This is a genomic window from Microbacterium sp. NPDC056057 (assembly GCF_042266945.1).
Classification (GTDB): domain Bacteria; phylum Actinomycetota; class Actinomycetes; order Actinomycetales; family Microbacteriaceae; genus Microbacterium; species Microbacterium trichothecenolyticum_C.
Map to the genome: position 1 here is coordinate 788,514 of NZ_JBHJWS010000001.1, position 22,925 is coordinate 811,438.

General features: G+C 72.2%; 20 protein-coding genes. 12 read left to right on the forward strand and 8 right to left on the reverse strand.

What is annotated here, in order from left to right; all coding sequences use genetic code 11:
* Positions 1 to 43: 43 nt before the first annotated feature.
* Both ACFC1K_RS03350 and ACFC1K_RS03355 read right to left on the reverse strand, forming a co-directional pair.
* The gene (locus tag ACFC1K_RS03350; protein WP_375870423.1) at positions 44 to 796 is read right to left on the reverse strand and encodes a response regulator; all 753 of its coding nucleotides are present in this window, start codon (positions 794 to 796) and stop codon (positions 44 to 46) included.
* Positions 793 to 2,073 (reverse strand): sensor histidine kinase, encoded by a 1,281-nt coding sequence (locus tag ACFC1K_RS03355; RefSeq protein ID WP_375870424.1) that lies wholly within the window; start codon positions 2,071 to 2,073, stop codon positions 793 to 795. The genes ACFC1K_RS03350 and ACFC1K_RS03355 overlap by 4 nt, the downstream gene beginning before the upstream one ends.
* Before the next feature lie 184 nt (positions 2,074 to 2,257).
* Between ACFC1K_RS03355 and ACFC1K_RS03360 the strand changes: the two genes are divergently transcribed.
* From ACFC1K_RS03360 to ACFC1K_RS03375, 4 genes are all read left to right on the forward strand, one after another.
* Positions 2,258 to 3,115 (forward strand): oxygenase MpaB family protein, encoded by an 858-nt coding sequence (locus tag ACFC1K_RS03360; RefSeq protein ID WP_375870425.1) that lies wholly within the window; start codon positions 2,258 to 2,260, stop codon positions 3,113 to 3,115.
* 106 nt (positions 3,116 to 3,221) lie between these two features.
* Positions 3,222 to 3,659, forward strand: coding sequence for a VOC family protein (locus ACFC1K_RS03365; protein ID WP_311294577.1), 438 nt, complete (start codon positions 3,222 to 3,224; stop codon positions 3,657 to 3,659).
* Positions 3,660 to 4,379: a winged helix-turn-helix transcriptional regulator gene (locus tag ACFC1K_RS03370; RefSeq protein ID WP_375870426.1), complete on the forward strand. Its 720-nt coding sequence runs from the start codon at positions 3,660 to 3,662 to the stop codon at positions 4,377 to 4,379.
* A 28-nt stretch (positions 4,380 to 4,407) separates the two neighbouring features.
* Positions 4,408 to 5,025, forward strand: coding sequence for a dihydrofolate reductase family protein (locus ACFC1K_RS03375; protein WP_375870427.1), 618 nt, complete (start codon positions 4,408 to 4,410; stop codon positions 5,023 to 5,025).
* A 124-nt stretch (positions 5,026 to 5,149) separates the two neighbouring features.
* Here ACFC1K_RS03375 and ACFC1K_RS03380 read toward each other — a convergent pair whose 3' ends face one another.
* Both ACFC1K_RS03380 and ACFC1K_RS03385 read right to left on the reverse strand, forming a co-directional pair.
* Positions 5,150 to 7,024 carry a sigma-70 family RNA polymerase sigma factor gene (locus ACFC1K_RS03380; RefSeq protein WP_375870428.1) on the reverse strand — a complete coding sequence of 625 codons (1,875 nt, stop codon included), beginning with the start codon at positions 7,022 to 7,024 and terminating at the stop codon, positions 5,150 to 5,152.
* 222 nt (positions 7,025 to 7,246) lie between these two features.
* Entirely contained in the window at positions 7,247 to 8,086 is an 840-nt protein-coding gene (locus ACFC1K_RS03385; RefSeq protein ID WP_375870429.1) for an exodeoxyribonuclease III, read from the reverse strand.
* Between the two features lie 137 nt (positions 8,087 to 8,223).
* Between ACFC1K_RS03385 and ACFC1K_RS03390 the strand changes: the two genes are divergently transcribed.
* The 6 genes from ACFC1K_RS03390 (at position 8,224) to ACFC1K_RS03415 (ending at position 13,776) form a co-directional block, all read left to right on the forward strand.
* On the forward strand, positions 8,224 to 10,479 hold the full coding sequence (locus tag ACFC1K_RS03390) for a hypothetical protein (RefSeq protein WP_375870430.1): 2,256 nt from the start codon (positions 8,224 to 8,226) through the stop codon (positions 10,477 to 10,479).
* 39 nt (positions 10,480 to 10,518) lie between these two features.
* Positions 10,519 to 11,271 carry a hypothetical protein gene (locus ACFC1K_RS03395; protein ID WP_375870431.1) on the forward strand — a complete coding sequence of 251 codons (753 nt, stop codon included), beginning with the start codon at positions 10,519 to 10,521 and terminating at the stop codon, positions 11,269 to 11,271.
* Positions 11,272 to 11,299: 28 nt separating this feature from the next.
* The gene (locus ACFC1K_RS03400; RefSeq protein WP_056366070.1) at positions 11,300 to 11,596 is read left to right on the forward strand and encodes a hypothetical protein; all 297 of its coding nucleotides are present in this window, start codon (positions 11,300 to 11,302) and stop codon (positions 11,594 to 11,596) included.
* A 36-nt stretch (positions 11,597 to 11,632) separates the two neighbouring features.
* Positions 11,633 to 12,211: an orotate phosphoribosyltransferase gene (pyrE, locus tag ACFC1K_RS03405; protein ID WP_045299293.1), complete on the forward strand. Its 579-nt coding sequence runs from the start codon at positions 11,633 to 11,635 to the stop codon at positions 12,209 to 12,211.
* Between the two features lie 76 nt (positions 12,212 to 12,287).
* Positions 12,288 to 12,878 (forward strand): carboxymuconolactone decarboxylase family protein, encoded by a 591-nt coding sequence (locus ACFC1K_RS03410; protein WP_375870432.1) that lies wholly within the window; start codon positions 12,288 to 12,290, stop codon positions 12,876 to 12,878.
* 10 nt (positions 12,879 to 12,888) lie between these two features.
* Positions 12,889 to 13,776, forward strand: coding sequence for an RNA polymerase sigma-70 factor (locus ACFC1K_RS03415; RefSeq protein WP_375870433.1), 888 nt, complete (start codon positions 12,889 to 12,891; stop codon positions 13,774 to 13,776).
* 48 nt (positions 13,777 to 13,824) lie between these two features.
* On the opposite strand, the gene ACFC1K_RS03420 is transcribed toward ACFC1K_RS03415, so the two are convergent.
* On the reverse strand, positions 13,825 to 15,129 hold the full coding sequence (locus ACFC1K_RS03420; RefSeq protein ID WP_375870434.1) for a cellulase-like family protein: 1,305 nt from the start codon (positions 15,127 to 15,129) through the stop codon (positions 13,825 to 13,827).
* The gene (locus tag ACFC1K_RS03425; protein WP_375870435.1) at positions 15,126 to 18,404 is read right to left on the reverse strand and encodes a DUF5107 domain-containing protein; all 3,279 of its coding nucleotides are present in this window, start codon (positions 18,402 to 18,404) and stop codon (positions 15,126 to 15,128) included. The genes ACFC1K_RS03420 and ACFC1K_RS03425 overlap by 4 nt, the downstream gene beginning before the upstream one ends.
* 93 nt (positions 18,405 to 18,497) lie before the next feature.
* Between ACFC1K_RS03425 and ACFC1K_RS03430 the strand changes: the two genes are divergently transcribed.
* Positions 18,498 to 19,361 (forward strand): helix-turn-helix domain-containing protein, encoded by an 864-nt coding sequence (locus ACFC1K_RS03430; protein WP_375870436.1) that lies wholly within the window; start codon positions 18,498 to 18,500, stop codon positions 19,359 to 19,361.
* Between the two features lie 150 nt (positions 19,362 to 19,511).
* Here ACFC1K_RS03430 and ACFC1K_RS03435 read toward each other — a convergent pair whose 3' ends face one another.
* Both ACFC1K_RS03435 and ACFC1K_RS03440 read right to left on the reverse strand, forming a co-directional pair.
* On the reverse strand, positions 19,512 to 20,084 hold the full coding sequence (locus ACFC1K_RS03435; protein WP_375870437.1) for a YdeI family protein: 573 nt from the start codon (positions 20,082 to 20,084) through the stop codon (positions 19,512 to 19,514).
* 9 nt (positions 20,085 to 20,093) lie between these two features.
* On the reverse strand, positions 20,094 to 21,533 hold the full coding sequence (locus ACFC1K_RS03440; RefSeq protein WP_375870438.1) for a PLP-dependent aminotransferase family protein: 1,440 nt from the start codon (positions 21,531 to 21,533) through the stop codon (positions 20,094 to 20,096).
* A gap of 69 nt (positions 21,534 to 21,602) precedes the next feature.
* Between ACFC1K_RS03440 and ACFC1K_RS03445 the strand changes: the two genes are divergently transcribed.
* The gene (locus tag ACFC1K_RS03445) at positions 21,603 to 22,616 is read left to right on the forward strand and encodes an aldo/keto reductase (RefSeq protein ID WP_375870439.1); all 1,014 of its coding nucleotides are present in this window, start codon (positions 21,603 to 21,605) and stop codon (positions 22,614 to 22,616) included.
* Positions 22,617 to 22,925: the final 309 nt, after the last annotated feature.

Consider the following 22,925-nt stretch of genomic DNA (forward strand, 5'->3'; position numbering starts at 1 on the left):
CAAAACGCGGGCTCCGGCGGAGGCGGCAGGGCGAGCGAGCAGGTCAGGCGAGGCCGTGGCGGTGGGCGTAGACGACGGCGGCGACGCGGTCGCGGGCGCCGAGCTTCTGCAGCACGTTCGAGACGTGCGTCTTCACGGTGGCCTCGCCGATGTACAGGCGCTGCGCGATCTCGGCGTTGCTCATGGCCTGCGCGACGAGCTGCAGCACCTCCCCTTCGCGGTCGGTGAGCTCGACCGCCGGCGACGCGTCGACCCCGACCCCCGCCTCTGCCCGCGAGAGTACAGCTGGTCGCCGAGAGGTAGGGAACGAACCACCCCCTCGTCCACCAGCTGTACTCTCGCGGTCGGGGGAGGGGTTCGAGGGGGCCTCCGTGGATGCGGGCTGGGCGAAGCGGGCGATGACGCGGCGCGTCACCTCGGGCGCCAGCAGCGCGTCGCCGGCCGCGGCCACGCGCACGGCCGAGATGAGCTCCTCGGGCCCGGCGTTCTTCAGCAGGAACCCGCTCGCGCCGGCGGCGAGCGCGTCGAACAGGTAGTCGTCGCGGTCGAAGGTCGTCACGACCACCACGGCGGTCTGAACCGACCCGACGATGCGCCGCGTCGCCTCGAGGCCGTCCATGTCGGGCATCTGCACGTCCATGCAGATCACGTCGGGACGGAGATCGGATGCTGCCGCCACCGCCTGGACGCCGGTCGATGCCTCGCCCACCACGGTGATGTCGCCCGCGGACTCGAGGATCATGCGGAAGCCGGCCCGCATCACGGCGTGGTCGTCCACGAGCAGGACCCGGATCACGCGCCGACCGCCTGTGCCGGCACGGCCAGGGGCACGCGCAGTCTGACGAGGAACCCGCCGCGGGCGCGCGGCGCGGCCTCGAGCTCGCCGCCCGAGGCGGCGGCCCGCTCGCGCATGCCGACGAGGCCCAGACCCGGCCGCATCGGCGCGGCGACGGCGCGGCCGGTGTTCACGACCTCGAGCTCGACGGCATCGGGCGCGTAGCGCAGGCGGACGTCGGCGGCAGCATCCCGTCCGCCGTGGCGTCGTGCGTTCGTGAGCGCCTCCTGGGCGACGCGGAACACGTTGACCTGCACGAGCTCGGGCAGCTCGACCGGGTCGCCGACGATCGTGAGGCTCGTGGGCAGGCCGTTGTCGTTCGCGTGGGCGACGAGTTCGGCCAGAGCAGACAGGTGCACCGTGGATCCTCCTTCGGCGTCGCCGCCGGAGGTGCGGAGGGTCTCGAGCAGCTGGCGCAACTCGACGAGCGCGGAGCGGGCGGACGACTCGACTCCGAGCAGCGCGGTGCGCGCAGCATCCGGATCCCGGTCCAGCACGGCGCGCGCGGCACCGGCCTGGACGCCCATCGCCGAGACGTGGTGCGCCACCACGTCGTGCAGCTCGCGCGCGATGCGCACGCGATCGAGCGCCACGGCCTGGGCGGCGGTGACCTCGCGCTCGCGCTCGAGCTCGCGGGTGCGCTCCTCGAGCACCGCGCGCGCCATCGCGGCGGCGTAGGCGCGATCGCCCATGTAGTACGCGCCGCCGAAGAACCCGGCGTTGATGAGCAGCTGGATGAGCATCATCGCCGCGAACGGCGAGAACAGCCCCGCCCTCGACAGGCTCTCGTCGGACGGATCGATCGCCGCCTGGAACATCGTGATGAGCAGCCACACGAACATCGCGATGATCACGCCGACGCGCACCCACATCGCGCGACGGCGGTCATCGACCCAGGCGCCGACGGTGTACATCGCGATGAACATGGCGATGTTCGAGACGTAGAGGTCGGGGATGCGGAAGGTCACGCCCATGAAGAACACCACGGCGATCGCGATCACGACGAGCTCGGGGAAGCGCCGCCGCACGGCGAGTGGCGCGGTGAGGCCGAGGCTGTAGAGCAGCGCCCATTGCATGCCGGCGTTGGCGTCGGCGCCGTAGATCCCGGCGACGGAGCCGAGGGCGGTGCTGATGACCGCCGCGACGAACAGGCCGCCGGCGAGCCACACGTCGTTGCGCAGCTCGCCCGCGGTCGGCGCCGGGCGCCGCGCGGGGTGCGCGGAAGGCAGGTCGGACATCCCTCCACGCTACGGGGGCGCGGGTCCTGCGGCATCCCCCGCGAGACGGAGACTCGGTCCCCACGCCCCCTCCAGACGCCGCTGGCGCGTCGCCCGGAGCCTCCGGGCGCGTGGGCCCAGCTGCGCCGCAGGCGCCCGTCCCGGTAAGTTAGCGAGCGTTCACCTCGCGTCGACAGGGGATCCCGTGCATGACCGCAACGCGGGGCTCGACCCCGAGACCCAGTTCGTCGAGATCTACCGCAACCTCGGCACCTACGACTTCGCGTGGGACCTCAATCAGTCGCTGAGCTTCGCGCTGTTCCGCACCTATGCGGTGCCGTCGATCGGGCGCCTGCTCGACGAGACGGGCGAGTTCGAGCGCGCGCCGCAGAAGCGGTACGACGACACCTCGCTGCTGCTCGAGGTGCCGCTGCTCGAGGGGTTCGAGAGTCCTCGCGGTCGCGCGGCGATCCGGCGCATCAACCAGATGCACCGCAGGTACGACATCTCGAACGACGACATGCGGTACGTGCTGTCGACGTTCGTCGTCGTGCCGGTGCGCTGGCTGCACGCGTTCGGGTGGCGTCCGCTCACCCCCGACGAGCGGCTCGCGTCCGTGCGGTACTACCAGAGCCTCGGCCGGCACATGGGCATCACGGACATCCCGGCGACCTACGCGGAGTTCGCCACGCTGATGGACGAGTACGAGCGCGCGCACTTCGCGTACGACGCCGCATCGGCGCGGGTGGCCGATCGCACCCTGGCGCTGCTGGTCTCGTTCTACCCGCGGGTCTTCGCTCCGGTCGTGGAGGTCTTCAGCCGGGCGCTCATGGATCCGCCGCTGCTGCGGGCGTTCGGCTATCGCGAACCGGGGCGGATCGCACGCCGCCTCTCCGCGGGCGCGCTCCGGCTGCGGGCGCGGGCGGTCGCGGTGCTGCCGAAGCGCCGCACCCCGTTCCACGTGATCGACCTGCCGCGCATCCGCAGCTATCCGAACGGCTTCGACATCGAGCAGATGGGGACTTTCGCGCCGGGATGCCCCGTGCCGCACGCGAAGCCGTGAGGCGCAGCATCCGTTCATCTACTTGCTATTGACAAGCGAGCTTGTTTTTTGCAACCATCTTGATGTCGGCGGTCCGGTCGACGCCACGGTGACAAGGAGCAAGGCAATGACGCACATCTTCGTCAACATCCCGACGAACGACCTCGAGCGCTCGAAGGCGTACTACACCGCCCTCGGCTGCGCGCTGAACCCGCTCTTCACCGACGAGAACGCCGCGTGCGTCGTGTGGAGCGACCAGATCTTCTTCATGGTCCTCACGAAGGAGTACTTCGCGACGTTCACCGACAAGGAGTTCGCCGACCCGAAGACGCACGCCCAGGTCCTGCTGTCGATCAGCCGCGAGACCCGCGAGGACGTCGACCGGATCGTGGAGGCGGGGGTCGCCGCCGGCGGCACCGCACCGGGCGAGCCGCAGGACTTCGGGTTCATGTACGCGCGCGACCTCATCGACCCGGACGGCAACGGCGTCCAGTTCATGTGGATGGACCCCGAGGCGGCTGCCAAGGGTCCCGAGGCCTACATGGCGGAGCAGGCGCAGGCGTAAGTGGCGTCCCGCAGCTACGGGCAGTACTGCGGGGTCACGACGGCCGTCGAGCTGATCGGCGAGCGGTGGGCGCTGCTCATCGTCCGCGATCTGCTCGTCGGCCCCCGGCGCTACACCGACCTCAAGCAGGGGCTGCCCAAGATCCCAACCAACATCCTCTCCACGCGGCTCAAGGAGCTGCAGGAGGGCGGTGTCGTGCGCCGCGTGCCGCTCCTGCACTGCGGGCTCGTGTACGAGCTGACGCCGTACGGGCGCGAGCTCGAGCCGATCGTGCTCGCACTCGGCCGGTGGGGATTCCAGGCGATGGGCGACCCCCAGCCCGAGGACGTCGTGACGGCGGACTCGCTCACGATGGCGCTGCGAACGGCATTCCAGACGGATGCTGCGACCACCCTGCCGCCCGCCGACTACGAGCTGCACGTGGCCGACGTCGTGCTGCGCGTGCAGGTCGACGCATCCGGCCTCCGCATCGCGCAGCTCCAGCCGGCCGGACGCCCCATCGACCCGCGGCTCGGCACGCAGGCCTCGACCTCGGGTGAGCCCGACCTCGTCTTCGCGGCGGGTCCCGGCATCCGCCGCCTCATCTCGGGCGAGCTGACCCCGGCCGCCGCGATCGACCAGGACGTGCTGGCCGTCGTCGCCGGCGACGGCACCCTGCTCGAACGCTTCGCCCAGACATTCCACATCCCCGTCGACCCCGGGGTCGTGCTCGTCGCCTGAGCCCGTCCCGCCATGGAAGGAGGCGACCATGACCGGTCGCATCTACATCGACCTGTTCACCACCCTCGACGGCGTCGCGCAGGCGCCCGGAGGCCCGGAGGAGGATCCGTCGAACGGGTTCCCCTACGGCGGCTGGCAGGCGCCGTTCCCCGACGAGACCATCGGCGCCTCGATCGGGAAGGGCATCTCGGAGCTCGACGCCCTGCTGCTCGGGCGACGGACCTACGACATCTTCGCCGGCTACTGGCCGCACCAGTCCGGCACGATCGCGGACGCCCTGAACAGCGCACCGAAGTACGTCGCCTCGCGCGGTCTGCCCACCCTCGAATGGGAAGGGTCGTCGCAGCTCGGCATGGACCTCAACCGCGAGGTCGAGGCTCTGCGCGAGAAGCACGAGAACATCCACGTCATCGGCAGCGTCGACTTCGTGCAGACCCTGCTGAAGGAGCAGCTGTTCGACGTGCTGACGCTGTGGGTGTACCCGGTCGTGCTCGGGCAGGGAAAGAAGGTGTTCCCCGAAGGCGCGCATCCCGCGAACGTCAGGCTGCTCGAGCCGGCGGTGACGGGCCCGCTCGGGGTGCTGCAGCTGCGGTACGGGCCGGCGCCCGGCGAACCGCAGACCGGCGAGATGGGCCCCGAGGACTGAGGCCGTTCGGACACCCGAGGCGTTTGTCTGCGGGCGCCAGAGCGCCCTCCGCTCCACGAGCGGGGCTTTGGCACCCGGTCGTTGAGCGAGACGAAACGCCTCGAGCGCTGCTGCGAACTCCGGGTCAGCGGGTCGCGCGGACCGTGACCGTCGCGAGGCGGCCCTCGCGCCCCGAGGTCGGGTCGACGTAGCGGAGGCCGATCACGTGCTCGCCGGGCGCCAGGTCGTGCACCACACGGAGGAGCGGCGTACCCGTGAGCGCGTGGAGGTTGCCCGTCCAGACGCCGTCGACCGAGACGGCGACGGTCAGTCCGCGCCGTCCGTCGAGCAGGAGGTAGAGGTCGTCGGCGCGACCGTCGAAGTCCGCGTCCTGCAGCGGCGCGTCCAGGGCGCCGTTCGAGGCGGTCACCGTGGGCGCCGGGAGCGTGAACGGGCCGATCGTGGAGCTCGGGGCGGAAGCCTCGGCGCCGGACGCCGTCTGGACCGCGCGCACCGTCAGACCGACGCGCAGCAGGTCGCCGGGGATCACCGCCGAGAACCGCCCATCGGAGGCGACAGCGGTCGTCGTGAGGGTCGAGCCCGTCTCGTCGATCAGCGCGACGGACGCACCCGGCGTGCCGGTGCCGGTGATCGCCGAAGGAACCGGCGCATCGAGGTCGCGAGCCGCGTCGAGCGCGGGTGACGCGCTGACGACGGGCTCCGGGTCAGGGGACGGAGTCGGAGTCGGGCTCGGGTTCGGGTTCGGCGACGGGCTCGTCGCCACGGGCGCCGTCAGCTGCGGCGCCGGTGCGGGCTCCGCTCGCGGCGCGGGTGCGGGTGCAGGCTCCGGAATCGTCTCGAACGCGTCGAGCTCCGGCACGACCGCGGATTCGGCCGGTTCGGCCGGCTCGTTCACGGCGTCCTCGGGCGCGGTCACCGGGTCGGCGGCAGCATCCGTCTTCCCGTCCGCCTCGACGGCAGACGCGGGTTCATGCGCCGGCGCGCCCCACGACGGCGCGAGTGCGATCGCGACCGCCGCGGCGGCTGCCACGGCCACCGCACCCATGCCGATCGCGATCCCCGTGAGGGGGAGGGCGGCAGTGCCGGCGCCCCCCGCGCCGGCACCCCCGCCAGAGGCGCCCCAGACGCCTGTTTCCCCAGAGCCGGACGCCCCGCCACCCCCGGTGGGCGTTCCGGCGATCACCGCTGCCACGGCCGGAGTGGCATCGGCGGTATAGGCGAGGGCCCCAGCCCCGCCGAGGACGAGAGGCAGCAGCACCATGCGGAGCTTCTGCGAGACATGTTCGATGTCGGCCGCGACGATGCGGCAGGCCCGGCAGGTGCGCAGGTGCGCGTCCAGGCGCCGGCGGTCATGGCGCGTGACGGGCTTGCGCTCGCTCGCGACGAGCAGTTCGCACACCCAGCGGCATTCCGCGGGCCGTGCGGGGTCGCTGATGTGGGCCTGCAGCCACGCCTGCTTGAAGCCTTCCCGCGCACGGTACGCGAGGGCCGACACCGCGTTGGCGCTCATGCCGAGGAGTGGCGCGACCTCGCGCGGCTTCATCCCCTCGACCTCTAGGTACCAGAGGATCGTGCGCCACTGGGCGGGCAGCTCGCGGAACGCCTGCGCGAGCACGGAGCGATCGGCCACGACCTCGGCGAACTCCGCAGCCGAGTCCGCGGACCGCTCGTCGAGATCGTCCAGCGGCGTCTCGGCGGTGCGGCGCCCCCACGACGCGGCGACGTTGCGGATGGTGGCGAACAGGTACGGGCGGAAGCCGTCCTGCGGCCCCCCGCCCTTGCGGATCGCGGAGAGGATCGAGGTGAACGCCTCCGACACCAGATCGTCGGGATCGACGTTCGGGCTCACCGCCCGCGCCGCGCTGCGCGCGCTCGCGACGTGACGCTCCCAGAGCACGGCGTAGGCCGCGTCGTCGCCGGCGCGCGCCGCCGCGACGAGATCCTCGTCGGAGCGCTCGGCAAGCGGGCCGTCGACGACGGCGCTCTGGTGGGTCGACACTTCTCTCCTCGCCGGGGGGCTTCGGATGTCAGCCGGCCGCGGGGCGGCGACGGCGTGATGACGCGTTCCGGGAAGCTCCTCGGGAGGGGCGTCCGGCACCGCGCGGTACGGGGGTACAACAGGCAAGACGACGCCGACACGAAATCATGACGCGCGGCGCGAAGATTTCTCGCGGAGATTCTCCGGAGATCACGGATGCCGCGGGCCGCAGCATCCGGAGTCTCAGAAGATCATCGGTCGATCGTCGTCGTCGGGGCCTTCGAGGTCGAGGTCGACGACGACCGGCACGTGGTCGCTCGGGGCCTCGCCCTTGCGCTCGTTGCGGTGGATCGTCGCCCCCGTGACGGCGTCGGCGATCGCGTGCGAGCCGAGGATGAAGTCGATGCGCATGCCCTCGTTGCGGGGGAAGCGCAGCTGCTTGTAGTCCCAGTAGGTGAACCCGGTCGGGATGAGCGGGCGCACGACGTCCTGAAGTCCCGCCGCCTCCAGGGCGGCGAACGCCTCGCGCTCGGGCGGCGACACGTGGGTCGCGAAGCCCTGCACGACGGAGGGGTCGCCGTTGTCGGCATCGGTCGGGGCGATGTTGAAGTCGCCGACCAGCGCGAGCGGGAGGTCGGGGTTCGCGGTCAGCGACTCCGCCGTGTACTGCTCGAGCGCCGACAGCCAGTCGAGCTTGTAGTAGTAGTGCGGGTCGCCGAGCGACCGGCCGTTGGGCACGTAGAGGCTCCAGACCTCGACACCGCCGATGGTCGCGCCCATCGCCCGCGCCTCCTGCGGGGCGTCGGGGCCGTTGTGCCCCTTCTCGAAGCCGGGCATGCCCGGGAAGGCGGTGCGCACGTTCGTGAGCGGCTCGCGGCTGGCGATGGCGACGCCGTTCCACTGCGAGAAGCCGTATGCCTCGACGTGGTAGCCCGCCTCTTCGAACCGGTCGAACGGGAACTGCTCGGTCTTGCACTTGATCTCCTGCATCGCGAGCACGTCGATGTGCTCGCGCACCGCGAAGTCGACGATGCGGTCGACCCGCGCACGGATCGAGTTGACGTTCCAGGTGGCCAGGCGCATGGGATCAAGCCTAGGCGGGGCCGCGGACGTCGAACGGCGCCGATGCGGATGCTGTGACCCCTGGCGTATCAGTGCTCCGAGGAGGATTCTCCTTTCTGTCAGCGGCCGCGTCCGCGGTCGGGAAAGCGAGACCCACCATGGACCACGACTGCGGCTGCGGCCACGCGGCCTCCGCCGCGCACGACGACATGCCCCTCGAGTTCGACGCCGACGGCGAGCTCGTCGCCGGGCCGATCATCCGGCCGGAGCTGCCGACCCGGCCGTGCCCCCTCGGCACGCTCGACGGCTCGTGGCTGCTCGAGCTCGAACGGCGCACCGTGTTCGCCCCCGAGGTGCGCGGCGCGCTGCGCATCGAGGTCGGCGCCTCCTCGCTGCGCATCTCGGGCGACATGTACTCGCGGCGCGTCTTCCCGCCGGTGCTCGGCGAGGTGCAGCGGCCCATCCCGATCCCGGATCCGGGGCCGGCCGCAGGTGCCGACGCGCTGGCCCGCGATCTCGGCGCGGGCGAGGATCCGGCCGTCGCCGACGTCCTCCCGGTGAGTCTGCGCACCTACCCCGCATTCCCCAAGACGGAGTACTCCTGGTACTTCCGCTCCAACGGCGCCACCTACGTCGACGGCACCCTCACCGTTCAGATTGTGCGGCACCTCTGGAACCGCACGACGCAGGAGTTCGTCTCCACCGACACCGGCACGCTCACGCTCCGCTGCCGGCGGCCGCTCGTGCTGGCGCCCGCGTCCGCGCTCGTGGCGCCCTCGCAGCGCATGACGGGGACGCTCTCGATCGGCGGCACCGTCACCAACGTCACGGCGGGCAAGACGTCGCCGATGTACCGCGGGTGCCGCATCGAGGTGGATGCCATGGTCAACCGCGTGTTCCCGGCATCCGCCACCATCGGTTCGGGGGCCGCGGCCAACGTGCGCTCGGTCTACGCCTCGGCCGGCTGGGACGTCACCGTCGTCACCGACGAGATCGACGTGCCGAACGACGCCGATCTCACGAACGCCGAGCTCGCGACCCTCATGTCGGGGCACCGCCAGACGGTGGCCGGTGAGCAGTGGCGGCTGTGGCTGTTCGTGGGCTCATCGCAGGGCGGCCTGTTCGGGATCATGTTCGACGACGACACCGTGCCGCGCGAAGGCGCCGCGGGATTCGCCGACGTGCAACTCGGCAACGAATCGTTCATCGCCGCCGCGGCACGCAACAGGCCTCTTGACGAGGTCCCGGCGGCGTTCCTGCGCACGCTGGTGCACGAGGCCGGCCACGCGTTCAACCTGTGGCACCCCAAGCACGACGTCCACAACCCGGGCATCGGCATCGAGATCATGAACCAGACGGGCGACGTCATGGGCTTCGCCACGGTCGCGAACCCCTACCCGGGCAACGCCGCGTTCGTGTTCTCGGAGCACGACCGCACGTCGCTCATCCACTCGCCCGACCCGCAGGTGCGGCCCGGCTGGAAGAACTTCGGCTGGGGCCACGGCAGCCTCTCGGCGGGACTGCCGGCACCGGTCGACGTCGCGGGTCTCGCGGGCGACACGGGCGATGACGCGCTGCAGCTGGCGCTCACGATACCCGCGCAGGCGTTCGTCGGCGAGTACGTCACCGCCGAGGTCGCGCTCACGAACGTGTCGGACCAGCCGCGCACGGTCACGACGCTGATCAACCTGTCGGAGGGCGACCTCGTGTTCCTGCACACGTCGCCCGACCACTCGCTCGAGCATCTCGTCGACGTCGCGATCGGGTGCGGTCCGCGGCCGACGACCGTGCTGCAGCCGGGGGAGTCGATCCGCAACCACGTCCAGGTGTTCTTCACGAACCAGGGAGTGACCTTCACCGTGCCGGGACGCCACACGGTCGCCGCGCAGCTCGAGGTCGATCCGGTGACGACGGTGCGCTCGGCGCCGGTGACGGTCGACGTGCGCGGGCCCGGCTCGGACGCCGAGGTCGACATCAGCGCGAAGACGCTCACGCCGGGTGTCGGTCGCGCGATCGCCCTGGGCGATTTCGCGACGGATGCTGCCGCCCGAAGTGTGCTGACCGCCCTGGCCGAGCAGCACAGCGACACCGACACGGGCGCCGCCGGGGCGCTGGTGCTCGCGAACTCGCTGGCGCGTTCGTTCACCGACGTCCGCGCTCGCGGCGTGCGGGACGCGGCGCCGGACGAAGCGGCGCACTTCCTCGAACTGGCACTGGCCGGCCGGTCGGCCGAACGCGTCGCCGCTCTCGCCGTGACGGTCGCGAGCCCGACCGAGAGGAACGCGCCGGTCGTCGCCGACACGGTGGCGGCGCTCAAGGCGCGCACGAAGGGCGGCGCGAGGTCGGCAGCAGGGAAGGACGTCGCGGCGGCCGAGCAGATCGCCGAGGACTTCGTGTCGCCGCAGGGGCGCTGACCCGGTGACAACGGCGCTGCGCGGGGGAAGGATCGACGTGTGACTTCCGATGCGCAGGGCGGCGGCGGGCTGGAGCTCCGGCTCCGGCTCGCGGCCGCGACCGTTCCCCTCGACCGCGTCGCCTTCGCCGAGGTGGAGGTCGCGGCGGTCGGCGGTGCGGAGACCGTGAGCGCCCGGCTCAACCTCATCGAGGGCGACCTCGAGGTGGAGGTGACGGGGCCCGACGGGCGCGTCGCCCGCGCCACCTGGCCGTGGCCTGCCGACTCGGCGCCGCGCTCGGTCGCACTCGCGGCGGGGGAGCGCCTGGTCGCGGGGGTGCCCCTCGTGTCGGAGGGCAGCGAGCCACTCTTCCCCGTGACCGGCCGGTACGAGGTGGTGGCGCGCTTCGCCGTTCGACCGGGCGAGACGCTCACGTCGAATACGGCGGTGCTCGTGCGCACCGCGGGCGAGGACGCCGCGCTCGCCGCGGACCTCCGCGATCGCGATGTCGTGCAGAGCCTGCTCGGAGCAGGAGTCATCGGCGCTGCAGAGCCGGCACTCGAGCGTCTCGCCGAGTCGGAAGACGCGGGCACCGCGGCGGCCGCCCGTCTGGCGCTCGCACGCACGGACGCCCTCGCCGAGGCTGCGGCGGATCCCGCGGTGTCGCGAGCCGTGGCGGCGCTGCTGCCGCCGGGCGCCACCGGGAACGACGAGCGACGCGAGGCGATCACGTCTCGCGCGGCTCCGCGCGACGTCGCGATGCTCAGCGGGCGACCGGTCGAGGACAGAACCGACGCGGCTGTGGAAGACTGAGGCGCCATCAGCCATGAGAAGGGCCGTCATGACCGTCAAGAACCGCGTGCTCGCCGGCGTCCTCGCCGTCTGCGTCGCCTCGGGTGCAGGCATCGCCGCCGCAGCACCCGCCCAGGCCGCGACGATGGGGTACAAGTCCTTCACCATCACGAAGTCGGGTTACACGACCAGCACGGCATGCCTGGCGGCGCAGCGCTCGACCGCGTGGTCGATCACGAACTCCGGGGGGATCATCTATGCCGGCGATGCCTGCGGTTACTGGGGCTCGGCGCAGAAGTGGGGCTTCTCGACGACGTACAAGAAGCTGGTCCCGATCGGCTCCTGAGCGGCGCCGGGGCGCAGCATCCGTAAAATCGAGGGCATGACCGCCGCCTCCACGCCGCAGCTCGAAGCCGACCGCCAGTATCTGATCGCGCTGATCCAGGACGAGGCGGTGTTCCACGGGGACTTCACCCTCTCGAGCGGCAAGAAGGCGACGTACTACGTCGACATGCGCAAGCTCACGCTCGACCACCGGGCGGCCCCCTCGATCGGCCGCATCATGCTCGACCTCATCCGCGACGTCGACGGGATCGTCGCCGTCGGCGGCCTCACCCTCGGCGCCGACCCGATCGCCAACGCCGTGATGCACGAGTCCGCGCGCACCCACAAGCCGCTCGACGCCTTCGTCGTGCGGAAGGAGCCGAAGGACCACGGCCGCGGACGCCAGGTGGAGGGAGCGGATGTCGCGGGCAAGCGCGTCGTCGTGCTCGAAGACACCTCGACCACGGGCCAGTCGGCGCTGAAGGCGGTCGAGGCGCTCCGCCGCGAGGGCGCGGAGCCCGTCGCCGTCGCGGTCATCGTGGACCGCAAGACCGGGGCGCAGGCGGCCGTCGAGGCCGAGGGCCTGCAGTGGCTCGCGGCCATCGACCTCGACGACCTGGGCCTCGACCCGCAGTAGAACTCCTGGGGTCTGTCACACGCCGGCGGCGGCCGGTGTCTCCATGTCGAAGGACCGAATCGACACGGAGGTAGACATGAGCAGCGACACCCGCATCCCCACCGCAGAGGTCACCGGCGTCTCCGGCACGCTGATCAAGGCGGTCGCCAAGAAGATGGTCGGCCGCGTGCCCGACTCGCTCGGCGTGCTGTGGCACCACCGCGGTGTCATGAAGGACTCGATGGGCATCGGCCAGAAGGTCGAGCGCTGGCACGAGCTCGACCCGGGCCTCGCGACCTTCGCCGCGATGGCGTCGGCGGCGACCATCGGCTGCAGCTTCTGCCTGGACTTCAACTACTTCATGTCGCGCAACCGCGAGGTGGACGCTGCGAAGGTGCGCGAGGTGCCGCGGTGGCGGGAATCCACCCTGTTCACACCGCTCGAGCGCCGCGTGATGGAGTACGCCGAGGCGGCGAGCCAGACGCCGCCCGCGGTGACCGACGAGCTCTCGGATGCGCTGCTCGAGGACCTCGGCCCGGCCGGGCTCGTCGAACTGGCCGCCAGGGTGGCGTTCATGAACATGTCGGCGCGCATGAACATCGCGCTCGGCATCCGTTCCGAGCACTTCGCGGATGCATGCGGCCTGCCTCCGCTCGCCGCACGGCCGGCCGTCGGCGCTGCCGCGTAGGCTCCCGGCCATGAGCACCGCCGCCGTCGACGACCCGTTCGTCACGCACCGGAGCCTGCTGTTCACCGTCGCGTACGAGATGCTCGGCTCGGCCGCCGATGCCGAGGACGTGCTGCAGGAGTCATGGCTGCGGTGGGCGGCCGTCGATCACCGCACCGTGCAGGAACCGCGCGCCTACCTCGTGCGCATCGTGACGCGGCAGGCGCTCAACCACCTGCGCACGGTGTCGCGGCGGCGCGAGGAGTACGTCGGCGAGTGGCTCCCCGAGCCACTGCTCACGAGCCCCGACGTCGCCGACGACGTCGAGCTCGCCGAGAACCTCTCGATCGCGATGCTCACGGTGCTCGAGACGCTCGGCCCGGCCGAGCGGGCGGTGTTCGTGCTGCGCGAGGTGTTCGACGTGCCGTACGACGAGATCGCGGATGCGGTGGGCAAGACTCCTGCGGCCGTGCGGCAGATCGCCCACCGTGCGAAGGACCACGTCGCCGCGCGCCGGCCTCGCGTGACGGTCGGGCCGACCGAGCACGAGGAGGTCGTGGAGCGGCTCGTCGTGGCGCTCAACAGCGGCGATCTGCAGGGCCTCATGGACGTGCTGGCGCCCGACGTCGTGTCGGTCGCCGACGGCGGCGGCAAGGTCCGCGGTGCGGCCCGCCGGCCGATCGTCGGTGCGGATCGGCTCGCGCGCTACCTCGTCGGCGGCATGGCGAAGGTCGAGGGCACGCTCGTGGCGTCGTCGACCTGGGTCAACGGCCAGCCGGGGGTGCGTATGGAGCTCGACGGCGTACTCGTCGGCGTCGTCAGCCTGACCGTCGTGGACGGGCGCATCACGCAGGTGTACTCGATCGCCAACCCCGAGAAGCTCGGACGGGTCGACGAGGAGGCGGTCGTGGGGCGCTGAGCCGCAGGCCCAGCGCTCAGCCGCTCAGCCGCTCAGCCGTTCAGCCGCTCAGCGGGCGAGGATCTCGGCGTTGAGCTCGCGCTGCCAGTCGCGCAACTGCCACATCGGGTGGTGCGGGGCGGCGTTCGACGACAGCACGACTCCCCAGATGCCGTGGTCCAGCGCCGTGCGCACGCCGTGCTCGGCGAGGGACCGGCCGATCGGGCCCTCCTCGAACGTGCCGTGCAGTGGCGTGTAGCCGACCCAGCCCTCGCCCACGACCGCGGGGACGCCCTGCCAGCGCGCCCACGCGGCGATGGCGATGGTCCGCGAGGCGATCTCGCGCCGCATGAGGTGCTCGTACGGCGGGTAGCGGTCGACGAGCCAGGCATCCCACGCGACGGGGTCGATCCAGTCGTAGCCGTAGATCATCTGATCCGTGACGACCGTCGCGCGGTACTTCCACTCGGCGGCGCGACCGTACTCCGCGAGAGACGGGGCGTCACTGCGCAGCAGTTCCCGGAGCGCCGTGTTGGGAAAGCCCTCGCTTCGTTCCGCGCGGATGTCGATGCGCTGCTGCAGCGCGTCGAGCACACCGTAGCTGTACACGTGGAACTGCGCCGCGCCCAGTCCGTCGGGGAGTGAATGCATGGCGAGGTGGGGCGGTTTGCCGTAGCTCGCGGTGATGGGGAGATCCGGATGCTGCGTCCTCAGCCGCGCCACCTCCTCCGCTCCACCGTCCTCGAGCGGGGGAAGGATCGAGAAGTCCACCTCGTTGTGCAGCTCGACGAGGGCGATGCGATCACGGTGCCCGTGGTCGGTGAGCCACTCGATCATCGCGTCCCAGGCGTCGGAGAGGACGCCGTACCGATCGGCGAGCGGCACCGCGTCGATCGCTTCGAACCATGCCGGCGAGGCGGCGAACGCGGTCGACTGCTGGTACTCCCAGCTGGCGAGGATGATCACCATGCCGTGCGCGGCGGCGGACTCGAAGAGCGCGAGAAGGCGCGCCCGAAGGTCGATGCGGTAGCCGCCCGCAGTGTCGTACCACCGGGTGCGCCGGCCGAAGTATCCGCCGAGCGGGGACGGACCGAGCCCTCCGATCTCGAGGTCGCGGGCGACGTCGTAGAGCCCCAGTCCGCCGAACAGCAGCAGCGGGGCGGCGCAGATGCGGATGGCGTTGTAGCCGAGGGAAGCGGCCTCCGCCACCGCCGCGTCGAGATCGGCGTACGGCTCGCCGGGACCCGCCTGCGTGTACCAGGAGAAGTCCCAGAGGGTGATGGTGAGCCGCCGCGGCAGATGCCCCGGCACGGGTCCGGTGAGGGTGGACTCGTCCTGCTCGATCGTGCCGGATCCCAGGTATCGCTCGGTCATGCGCCGGTCCTCTCCGGAACCTCGGCGGACCGCGCTGCCAGCTGCTGTGCGCGTCCGCGCTCCGCCAGCCGTTCGAGCGTGTTCGCCATGAGTGCTCGCGCCGTCGCGGTGGCGGCGTCGAACGAGGTCAGTTCGGGCACCGAGGTGGCGAAGTAGTCGACCTCGTCGCTCGCGGCGCGAAGCGCCGTCGCACGCGCGTCCAAGGCATCCCACGCGGACGCCGCGCTGGACGCGTCGCCGAGGTGCAGATGCGCCACTCCGGTCCAGTAGGTCGACTCGTCGGCCGCGCGCGGCGCCACCGCGAGTGGCGACGGCGCGACGGCCGTGCGCCAGGCCTCTGTCGCACCTGCCGAGTCGTCGGAGGCCGCGCGCGCGACGCCGAGCAGCACCCACCGCTGCACCGGGCGCTCGGCCGGATGGCGTCCCTCGCCGAGGGTGCGCGGCGGGACGAAGCCCGCCTCGAGGAGCGTCGCGGCTTCCGCAGGCGCCGGCTCGCGCAGCAGCCGCTCGGCGAGTGCGCAGGACGCGCGATCGAACGCGGCGATCGCGAGACCCTCGCCGCCCTCGAACGGACGGAAGCGGCGGGTCGTGAGCAGGATCCACGCCTCGTCGGTGCGCCCGACATCGAGGAGCAGGTTCGCATGGCGCACCGCCAGGTCGTCGCGGGCATCGAGCAGGACGGCGTGGGGCTCGAGCAGCGAGAGCCGGGTCGCGGCATCCGTCCCCCTCCGCACCGCGAGCACGTCGCGCTCGAGCAGCAGCCGCGCGTCCGGGCGCAGCGACAGGGCGTGGGCGAGCGCCGCGTCGGCTGCGGCCTCGTCGCCGTCGACCGCGACGAGCGCGATCGCGAGGTTGCGCCACACCACCGGGTCTGTCGAGCCGCCCTGGGTCGCGGAGCGGAGGTGGGCGAGCGCGTCGGCGTGACGTCCGGCGTCGAGCAGCCACATGCCGAGGAGTCCCGCCGCGACGACGTCGTCGGGGCCGGCGGTGACCGCGGCGACGAGCGCGTCGACGTGGTCGAGCCCGGCGGGGAACGCGAGCGCGGCGGAGGTCCCGCGCGCGCGGGTGCGCTCGTCTGCGGCCTCGTCGGCGCGTCCGGCTCGCTCGAGCCAGTGCGCGCGCAGGTAGTGGCGGAGCGGGCCTGCGAGACCCGCCGAGGGCGTGCGCTCGACGGCGGCTGCGGTAGCCGCGAGCGCCTCGTCGACGGCGCCTGCTCGCGCGAGCTCCGCACCGATGTCGAGTGCCGTGCGAGCGTCGCGGTCGATCGGCTCGCCCGCGAGTGCGCAGGTCGCCGGGTCGAGCGGGTCGGCGTCGAGAAGTTCGGTGACGCGGGCGACGGATGCTGCGAACTCACCGCAGCGGGCGAGAGCCAGGGCTTCGATCCGCCCCGCCTCGGGGATCGGCGCGGCCGAGCGGGCGAGGTCGAGCGCGGCGGCCGTGGAGCCCGTGCGGAGGGCGATGCGTGCCCGTGCGAGCATGGCGGCCGGCGCGAGCGCCGCGTTCCACGCCGCCTTCGCCAGCGAGCGGTCCGCCGCGCCGTCGTCGCCGAGACGCTCGTGAACGAGGCCGAGCAGGTAGGCCGCTTCCCCGTCACGCGGGTTGAGGTTGCGTCGGGTGAGCCGCGCGGTGGCTGCTTCGAGCAGATCACGTGCCGCGGCGTATTCGCCGCGGGCGAGGTGCCACGATCCGAGCGCGGTCGCCGCGCGGGAATCGCCGGGGTCACGCCGCAGCGCCTCGTGCAGGTACGGCACCGCTGAGCGGGTGGGGTGGCGGTACTGCAGCAGGTGCACGGCCGTCGAGTACAGCTCGTCGTTGGACGCGATGTCTTCGGGCAGGGGCGGCGCCGTCGCGACCCAGGGCTCGCCGGTGTTCCCGGCTCGCGCCCGCCAGGACACGAGGGTCTCGCCCGCGTGGAGCACACGGACTTCGAGGCCCTCGGCATCGACCGCGATGTCCGCGACGGCGGTGAAGGGCGCGTCGGGGCCGAGGTCGGCGGTCCAGCGCGCGACGGTCGCGCCGCCTCGGCATACTTCGAGCACCGCCGCCGGGAACGTGCGCGTCGCGATCGCCGTGATGAGGGTGCCGTCGCCGTCGGCGCGCACGCCGATCGCAGCATCCGTCGTCGCCTGCCGTACGGCTCCGGTGGCGTGGATCGGATACCAGTACTGGCGGAACCGCTTGGTCTCGCCGGGGAGCAGCCAGCTGAAGTCGGGCTGGTTGTCGGTGTAGACGCCTGCCATGAGCTCGACGTACGGGCCGTCGTCGTCGGTGAGCTGGTCGTCCCAGGCCCGCCCGATCGGTCCGTCGCCCCACGTCCACTGCTTCTTGCCGGGGGAGATCGCGCGGTCCGCCCAGTGGACGAAACCGGCATCGGCCGCGTGGTCGTAGCCGCCGAAGAGCGAGTCGTCGGTGTCGGTGATCATGTACGACGTCGGCACCGGGATGTTGCTGTACACGTCGATGCGGTCGGCGTCCGGCCGCTCCGCCGCGAGCGCCGGGTAGTCGACGCCGTAATAGGGACGGTCGGCGCGCGGGAACGCGGCGATCGCGCGCCGCGCGTGGTCGGCGACGAACGCGACGTCGTCGGGGAAGAACGACTGATACCCCTCGTGCGCACGCGCGGCGACGTTGGCCCACCACAGGAACGTCTGCGGGAGGTCGGTGCGGTTGTGCAGTGCCGCCTCCAGCTCGATCAGCGACGATCCCGGCCGCAGCCGCACCCCGTGCACGCCGCGCATGCGCTGCAACGGGTCGAGGTCGCTGTGCCATACGACGGCGGCGCCGTCGGCCTCCCGCTCGATGCGGGTGTCCACCGGGAGGAAGGTCGCGGGCCGATGGTGCTGCGGCCAATTGAACTCGACGCCGCCCGAGATCCACGGACCGGCGAGCCCCACGAGCGCGGGCTTGATGACGTTGTTGCGGTAGAAGAAGTCGTAGCCCGCGACCTTGTCGTAACCGATGTGGATGCGGCCGCCGATCTCGGGCAGCAGCGTCAGGCGCACGTAGGCGTTCTCGAGGTGGATGGCCTGCCACTGCCGCGGCGCCCTCTCGTGCGCGACGCTGTCGATCATCGGGAGCGGGTAGACCTTGCCGCTGGACCCCTGGTACACGCGGCGGTCGAGGAACAGCGGGTAGGGATCCGGGTCGCCCGGCTCGTACGTGTCGATCCAGAGGGGCTCACTCCAGCACGCGACTCCGCCCGCCGCGAGGATCGCGGCCTGATCGGCGGGAGCTTCGGGGAGCTCGATGCGGCTCCGGGTGTCGTCGTCGGTCACCCGGCAAAGCTACGCGTGCCGGGGCCCGGCAACCATGGCGGATCGTGGCGTCGACCTGGACGATCCGACGGCGGTTCATGACAGGATGCCGGAATGGAGCGTGCGGAGGGGTTCGAGCGGGAGCGGCTGAGCGTCGTCCCGCGTCCTCTCGTCGACGCAGCGCTGACGCGCCCGGTGACGCGGCGCATGCTGGTGACGGATGCCGGGTACTTCCCGCGTGCGCGACACCATGGGCGGCATCGCCGCGAGGGAGCGGCGGAGACGATCGTGATCGTGTGCGTCGCCGGGTCGGGATGGGTGGAAGCGGAGGGCATCCGCACGCGCGTGGGGAGCTCGACGGCGATCGTCATCCCGGGCGGTGTGGCCCATTCCTATGGCGCGGATGCGACCGATCCCTGGACGATCTGGTGGTGCCACGTGCGCGGGACCGACGTGCTCGAGCTCATCGAGGCGGCCGGTATTCGTCCCGACCGATTGACGCTGTCGCTGCGCCAGGTCGAGCGCGTCACCGCCCTGCTCGACGAGATCTCGGTGTCGCTCGCTCTCCAACCGGCGCCGGCGCGTCTCGTCGCGACGTCGGGAATGGCCTGGCGCCTGTTCACCCAGCTCGTCGTCGATCGGGCCCTGCCGAGCGAGGGAGCACCTGTCGAGCGTGCGATGCGCTATCTCGAGGAGCGTGTCGACGGGCGCGTGCAGGTCGCGGAGCTCGCCGCCATGGTCGGGGTGTCGCCGTCGCACCTCGCCGCGCTGTTCCGCCAGGCCACCGGTGGCGGTGTGCACGCACACCACCAGGCCCTGAAGATGGCGCGGGCCCGGGCGCTGCTGGACACGACCGATCTGCCGGTCGCCGAGGTCGGGCGCCGGATCGGGCTGGACGACCCGTTCTACTTCTCGCGGCAGTTCCGCCGCACGCACGGCATGAGTCCGCGCGCCTACCGCGAGCAGCACAAGGGCTGACGGGCGGCGGGGCCGGGTCAGCCGTCGGGGCGGTTCGTGTTCAGTCGCGCTTGCCGCGGCCCCGCCACCACTGCCAGATGATGACGGTGAGCGTGCCGAGCGTGATGATCGCGGCCGTCACGAGGAGGAGCGTCTGCTCGGTCTCGGAGATCACGGGCGCCTGCCTTCCGCGGCGTCCGCCACGATCTTCGCGACGCGCGCGGCCCGGGTGTCGGGTCGTCGCGCCATGTCGACGTGGGAGATGCCCAGCTTGCGGCTCGACGGCGGGAACGCGTCCCAGGCGGTGCGCGCAGCGGGTTCGGCGTCGAGCGCCGCGGCGAGGTCGTCGGGCTCGCGCAGCGCCTCCGCGTTGTCGAGCACCGTCCAGGCGCCGTTCGCCTTGGCGACCTCGACCGCCCGGTAGCCGGCCTCGGTGATCAGGCCGGCCTCTTCGAGCTGGAGGAGGCGCGCCTTGTTCGTCGCCGCCCAGCCGCTCGTCGCACGCCGCGGCGCGAACCACAGCCCTCCGCGCTCTTCGTCGAACGAGCGCACGGGGCCGTCGATCCACCCGAAGCAGAGCGCCTGCAGGATCGCGTCCTCGTAGCCGATGACCTCGAGGTCCGAGCCCGGTCGCGCCCGCACGAGCCACGCCCCCTTGGAGGTGCGATGGTGGGCGTCGAGCCACGCACGCCAGGCCGCAGCATCCGTCGCTTCCACCATCTCGCCGTCGTCGAGCGCACCCATGCCGCGACCCTACCCGGAGCCGGTGACGTCGCGCGCGGCGACCTCGCGTACGGTGTCGGCGAGCAGGCGCACCGCCTCGTCGACGAGGGGATCGGCGAGGTCGCCGTAGCCGAGCACCAGGCGCTCGGGTGCGGGTGCGTCGGGCGAGACGCGGTAGCGGCGGATGTCGGTGAGGCCGAGGTCGCGGGGTTCCGCGGCGCGCACCACCGCGGCCGCGCGCACCCCGGGAGGCAGGTCGAGCACGACGTGAAGTCCCGCGGCGATGCCCGACACGCGGCACTCGGGCATGGTGCGTTCCAGCGCCGCGAGGAGCGCCTCGCGCCGGCGCCGGTAGCGGGTGCGAGCGCCGCGCAGGTGCCGGTCGAGGCCGCCGGAGGTGAGGAAGCGGGCGAGCGCGAGCTGATCGAGCGTCGACGGCGCCGCCGCTCCCGCGTCGCGCACGGCGTCGCGGAGCCACGGCGGCAGCACGAGCCAGCCGATCCCGAGCGCGGGCGTCGCGGTCTTGCTGAGGCTCCCCGCGAGCACGACGCGGTCGGGCGCCATCGCCTGCAGCGCGCCGATCGGGCGCCGGTCGTAGCGGAACTCGGCGTCGTAGTCGTCCTCGATCACGACCCCGTCACGGGCACGCGCCCAGGCGACGAGTCCCTCGCGGCGCTCGGCCGACAGCGGCACGCCCGTGGGGAACTGGTGCGCGGGCGTCACGAGGGCGGCGCGCGCGCCGGTGCGGACGGATCCCTCGACCAGCGCCGCGACGTCGACCCCGTCGCCGTCGACGGGAACGGGCACCGAGGTGAGGCCCTCCGCCGCGGCGACCTGCCGCATGCGCTGCCACGATGGGTCCTCGACGAGCAGCGCGGTGTGGCCGAGGGTGCGCAGTGCCCGGGCGACGCGGCGCATGCCGTCGGCTGCGCCGTGCGTGACGAGGACGGCGTCCGCGTCGGCGCGCGCGAAGCGCGACCGGGAGAGATAGGCGGCGAGCGCCGCACGCGCAGCCGGCACGTCGCCGTCGATCCGGAACAGCTCGGCGTCGGGGGCTTCGGTGAGCGCCTCGGTCATCGCGCGCAGCCACAGCGCGCGGGGTGCGTTCCGCAGGTCGGGGACGCCGGGGGCGAGGTCGTAACGGGGCCGGCGCAGCGGCTCGACATGCTCCGGCTCGGGTCGCGAAGCGGTGGCGCGCAGGGATGCTGCGACCCGCGTCGCCGATCCGGTCCGGGCCTCGAGGATGCCCTCCGCTGTGAGCCGCCCGTACACCTCGGTCACCACCCACCGCGAGACGCCGAGCGACGTCGCGAGCAGTCGGCTCGGGGGAAGCGCGGCGCCGGGCGTCAGGCGGCCGGTGGCCACAGCATCCCTCACCGCCTGCTCCAGCCGCACGTGACGCGGACCGTCGTACGCGGCGAGGTCGAGGAGCGTCTCCCATGCGACCGGATTGGTATGGGTTTCTACCATGAAATCGGATCGTAGTCCCAGACCGCTCGCGATCCACTATGGGACCACGAACCACGGAAAGGGCACCTCATGCAGTTGCGCACCATCTCCAACGGCACGACCTCGTTCGAGGTCTCGACCCTCTGCCTCGGCACCATGTTCTTCGGCACGCGCACCGACACCAGGGCGTCTCTCGAGATCCTCGACCGCTTCGCCGACGCCGGCGGCACCTTCGTCGACACCGCGAACAACTACAACGCCTGGGTCGGCGGGCACGGCCGCGACAGCGAGGACGTGCTCGGCGCGTGGATCCGCCGGCGGGGCGGCCTCGGCGACGTGCGCCTGGCGACCAAGCTCGGCGCCGCGAAGAAGGACCCGGCGCTGCCGCTGCAGAACGTCGAGCCGACGAACTTCCAGGGGCTGTCGGCCGAGGTCGTCGCCCGCGAGGCGCGGCTCAGCCTGCAGCACCTGGGCGTCGACCGCATCGATGTGCTGTACGGGCACGTCGACGACCGCGAGACGCCGATCGCCGAGACGGTCGCCGCCTTCGGGCAGCTGCAGCGCGAGGGGCTCGTCGGCATCTCAGGGATCTCGAACGTCGCGCTGTGGCGCCTGATCGAGGCGCGCGACGAGGCGCTGCGACAGGGCGTCGACCCGTACGGCGTCGTGCAGCAGGGGTACAGCTACGTCTACCCGAGCCCGGGATCCGGGCGCACCAACGACGTGTCGGTCGAGCTCCTGGACTACGTCGCCGCCGCGGGCACCGACGGCCGGCCGCCGCTCACCATCACGGCGTACTCGCCCCTGCACCAGGGCGCCTTCGCCCGCGACGACAAGCCGATGTGGGCGCCCATGCGGCACGCGTCGAACCGGGAGCGCGTGCGCGCGCTGCACGACGTCGCCGCCGAGATCGGCGCGACCCCGAACCAGGTCGCGCTGTCGTGGCTGCTGGGTGGGGCGGTGCCGGTGATCCCCGTGGTCGGCATCTCGAGCGTCGCGCAGCTCGAAGAGGCGCTCGCCGCGTCCGAGCTCGTCCTCGACGCCGACGTGCGCGCCCGCCTCGACACCGCCGACCTCGACGTCCGCGCGACGGTCGCGGCCTGACGAGGTGCGGCGGGCGCTGCGGAAGCCCGCCGCACTTCAGCCGGCGCAGGCCCGGGGCCGCAGCATCCGTCCTCGCCGCATGTTCGACAGGTCAACCGGGGCTCGACAGGAGGCTCATGCCTGAACTCTCCTGCGGAAGCCCGGTTGACCTGTCGCAGCGGGACGGATGCTGCGGCTGTGAGCACGCGGAGGTCGCGGGTGGGATCGGTGCCGGGCCCGAGGCATCCGTGTCCCCCTCCTTCAACAGGTCAACCGGGCCTTTGCAGGAGGAACGCGCCGCGTTTCTCCGGTGGAGCGCCGGTCGACCTG

Coding starts and splice junctions, on each gene's coding strand:
- ACFC1K_RS03355 (WP_375870424.1), bottom strand. CDS start 2,073: ATGTCCGACCTGCCTTCCGCGCACCCCGCGCGGCGCCCGGCGCCGACC.
- ACFC1K_RS03365 (WP_311294577.1), top strand. CDS start 3,222: ATGACGCACATCTTCGTCAACATCCCGACGAACGACCTCGAGCGCTCG.
- ACFC1K_RS03375 (WP_375870427.1), top strand. CDS start 4,408: ATGACCGGTCGCATCTACATCGACCTGTTCACCACCCTCGACGGCGTC.
- ACFC1K_RS03385 (WP_375870429.1), bottom strand. CDS start 8,086: ATGCGCCTGGCCACCTGGAACGTCAACTCGATCCGTGCGCGGGTCGAC.
- ACFC1K_RS03390 (WP_375870430.1), top strand. CDS start 8,224: ATGGACCACGACTGCGGCTGCGGCCACGCGGCCTCCGCCGCGCACGAC.
- ACFC1K_RS03400 (WP_056366070.1), top strand. CDS start 11,300: ATGACCGTCAAGAACCGCGTGCTCGCCGGCGTCCTCGCCGTCTGCGTC.
- pyrE (WP_045299293.1), top strand. CDS start 11,633: ATGACCGCCGCCTCCACGCCGCAGCTCGAAGCCGACCGCCAGTATCTG.
- ACFC1K_RS03410 (WP_375870432.1), top strand. CDS start 12,288: ATGAGCAGCGACACCCGCATCCCCACCGCAGAGGTCACCGGCGTCTCC.
- ACFC1K_RS03415 (WP_375870433.1), top strand. CDS start 12,889: ATGAGCACCGCCGCCGTCGACGACCCGTTCGTCACGCACCGGAGCCTG.
- ACFC1K_RS03420 (WP_375870434.1), bottom strand. CDS start 15,129: ATGACCGAGCGATACCTGGGATCCGGCACGATCGAGCAGGACGAGTCC.
- ACFC1K_RS03430 (WP_375870436.1), top strand. CDS start 18,498: ATGGAGCGTGCGGAGGGGTTCGAGCGGGAGCGGCTGAGCGTCGTCCCG.
- ACFC1K_RS03435 (WP_375870437.1), bottom strand. CDS start 20,084: ATGGGTGCGCTCGACGACGGCGAGATGGTGGAAGCGACGGATGCTGCG.
- ACFC1K_RS03440 (WP_375870438.1), bottom strand. CDS start 21,533: ATGGTAGAAACCCATACCAATCCGGTCGCATGGGAGACGCTCCTCGAC.
- ACFC1K_RS03445 (WP_375870439.1), top strand. CDS start 21,603: ATGCAGTTGCGCACCATCTCCAACGGCACGACCTCGTTCGAGGTCTCG.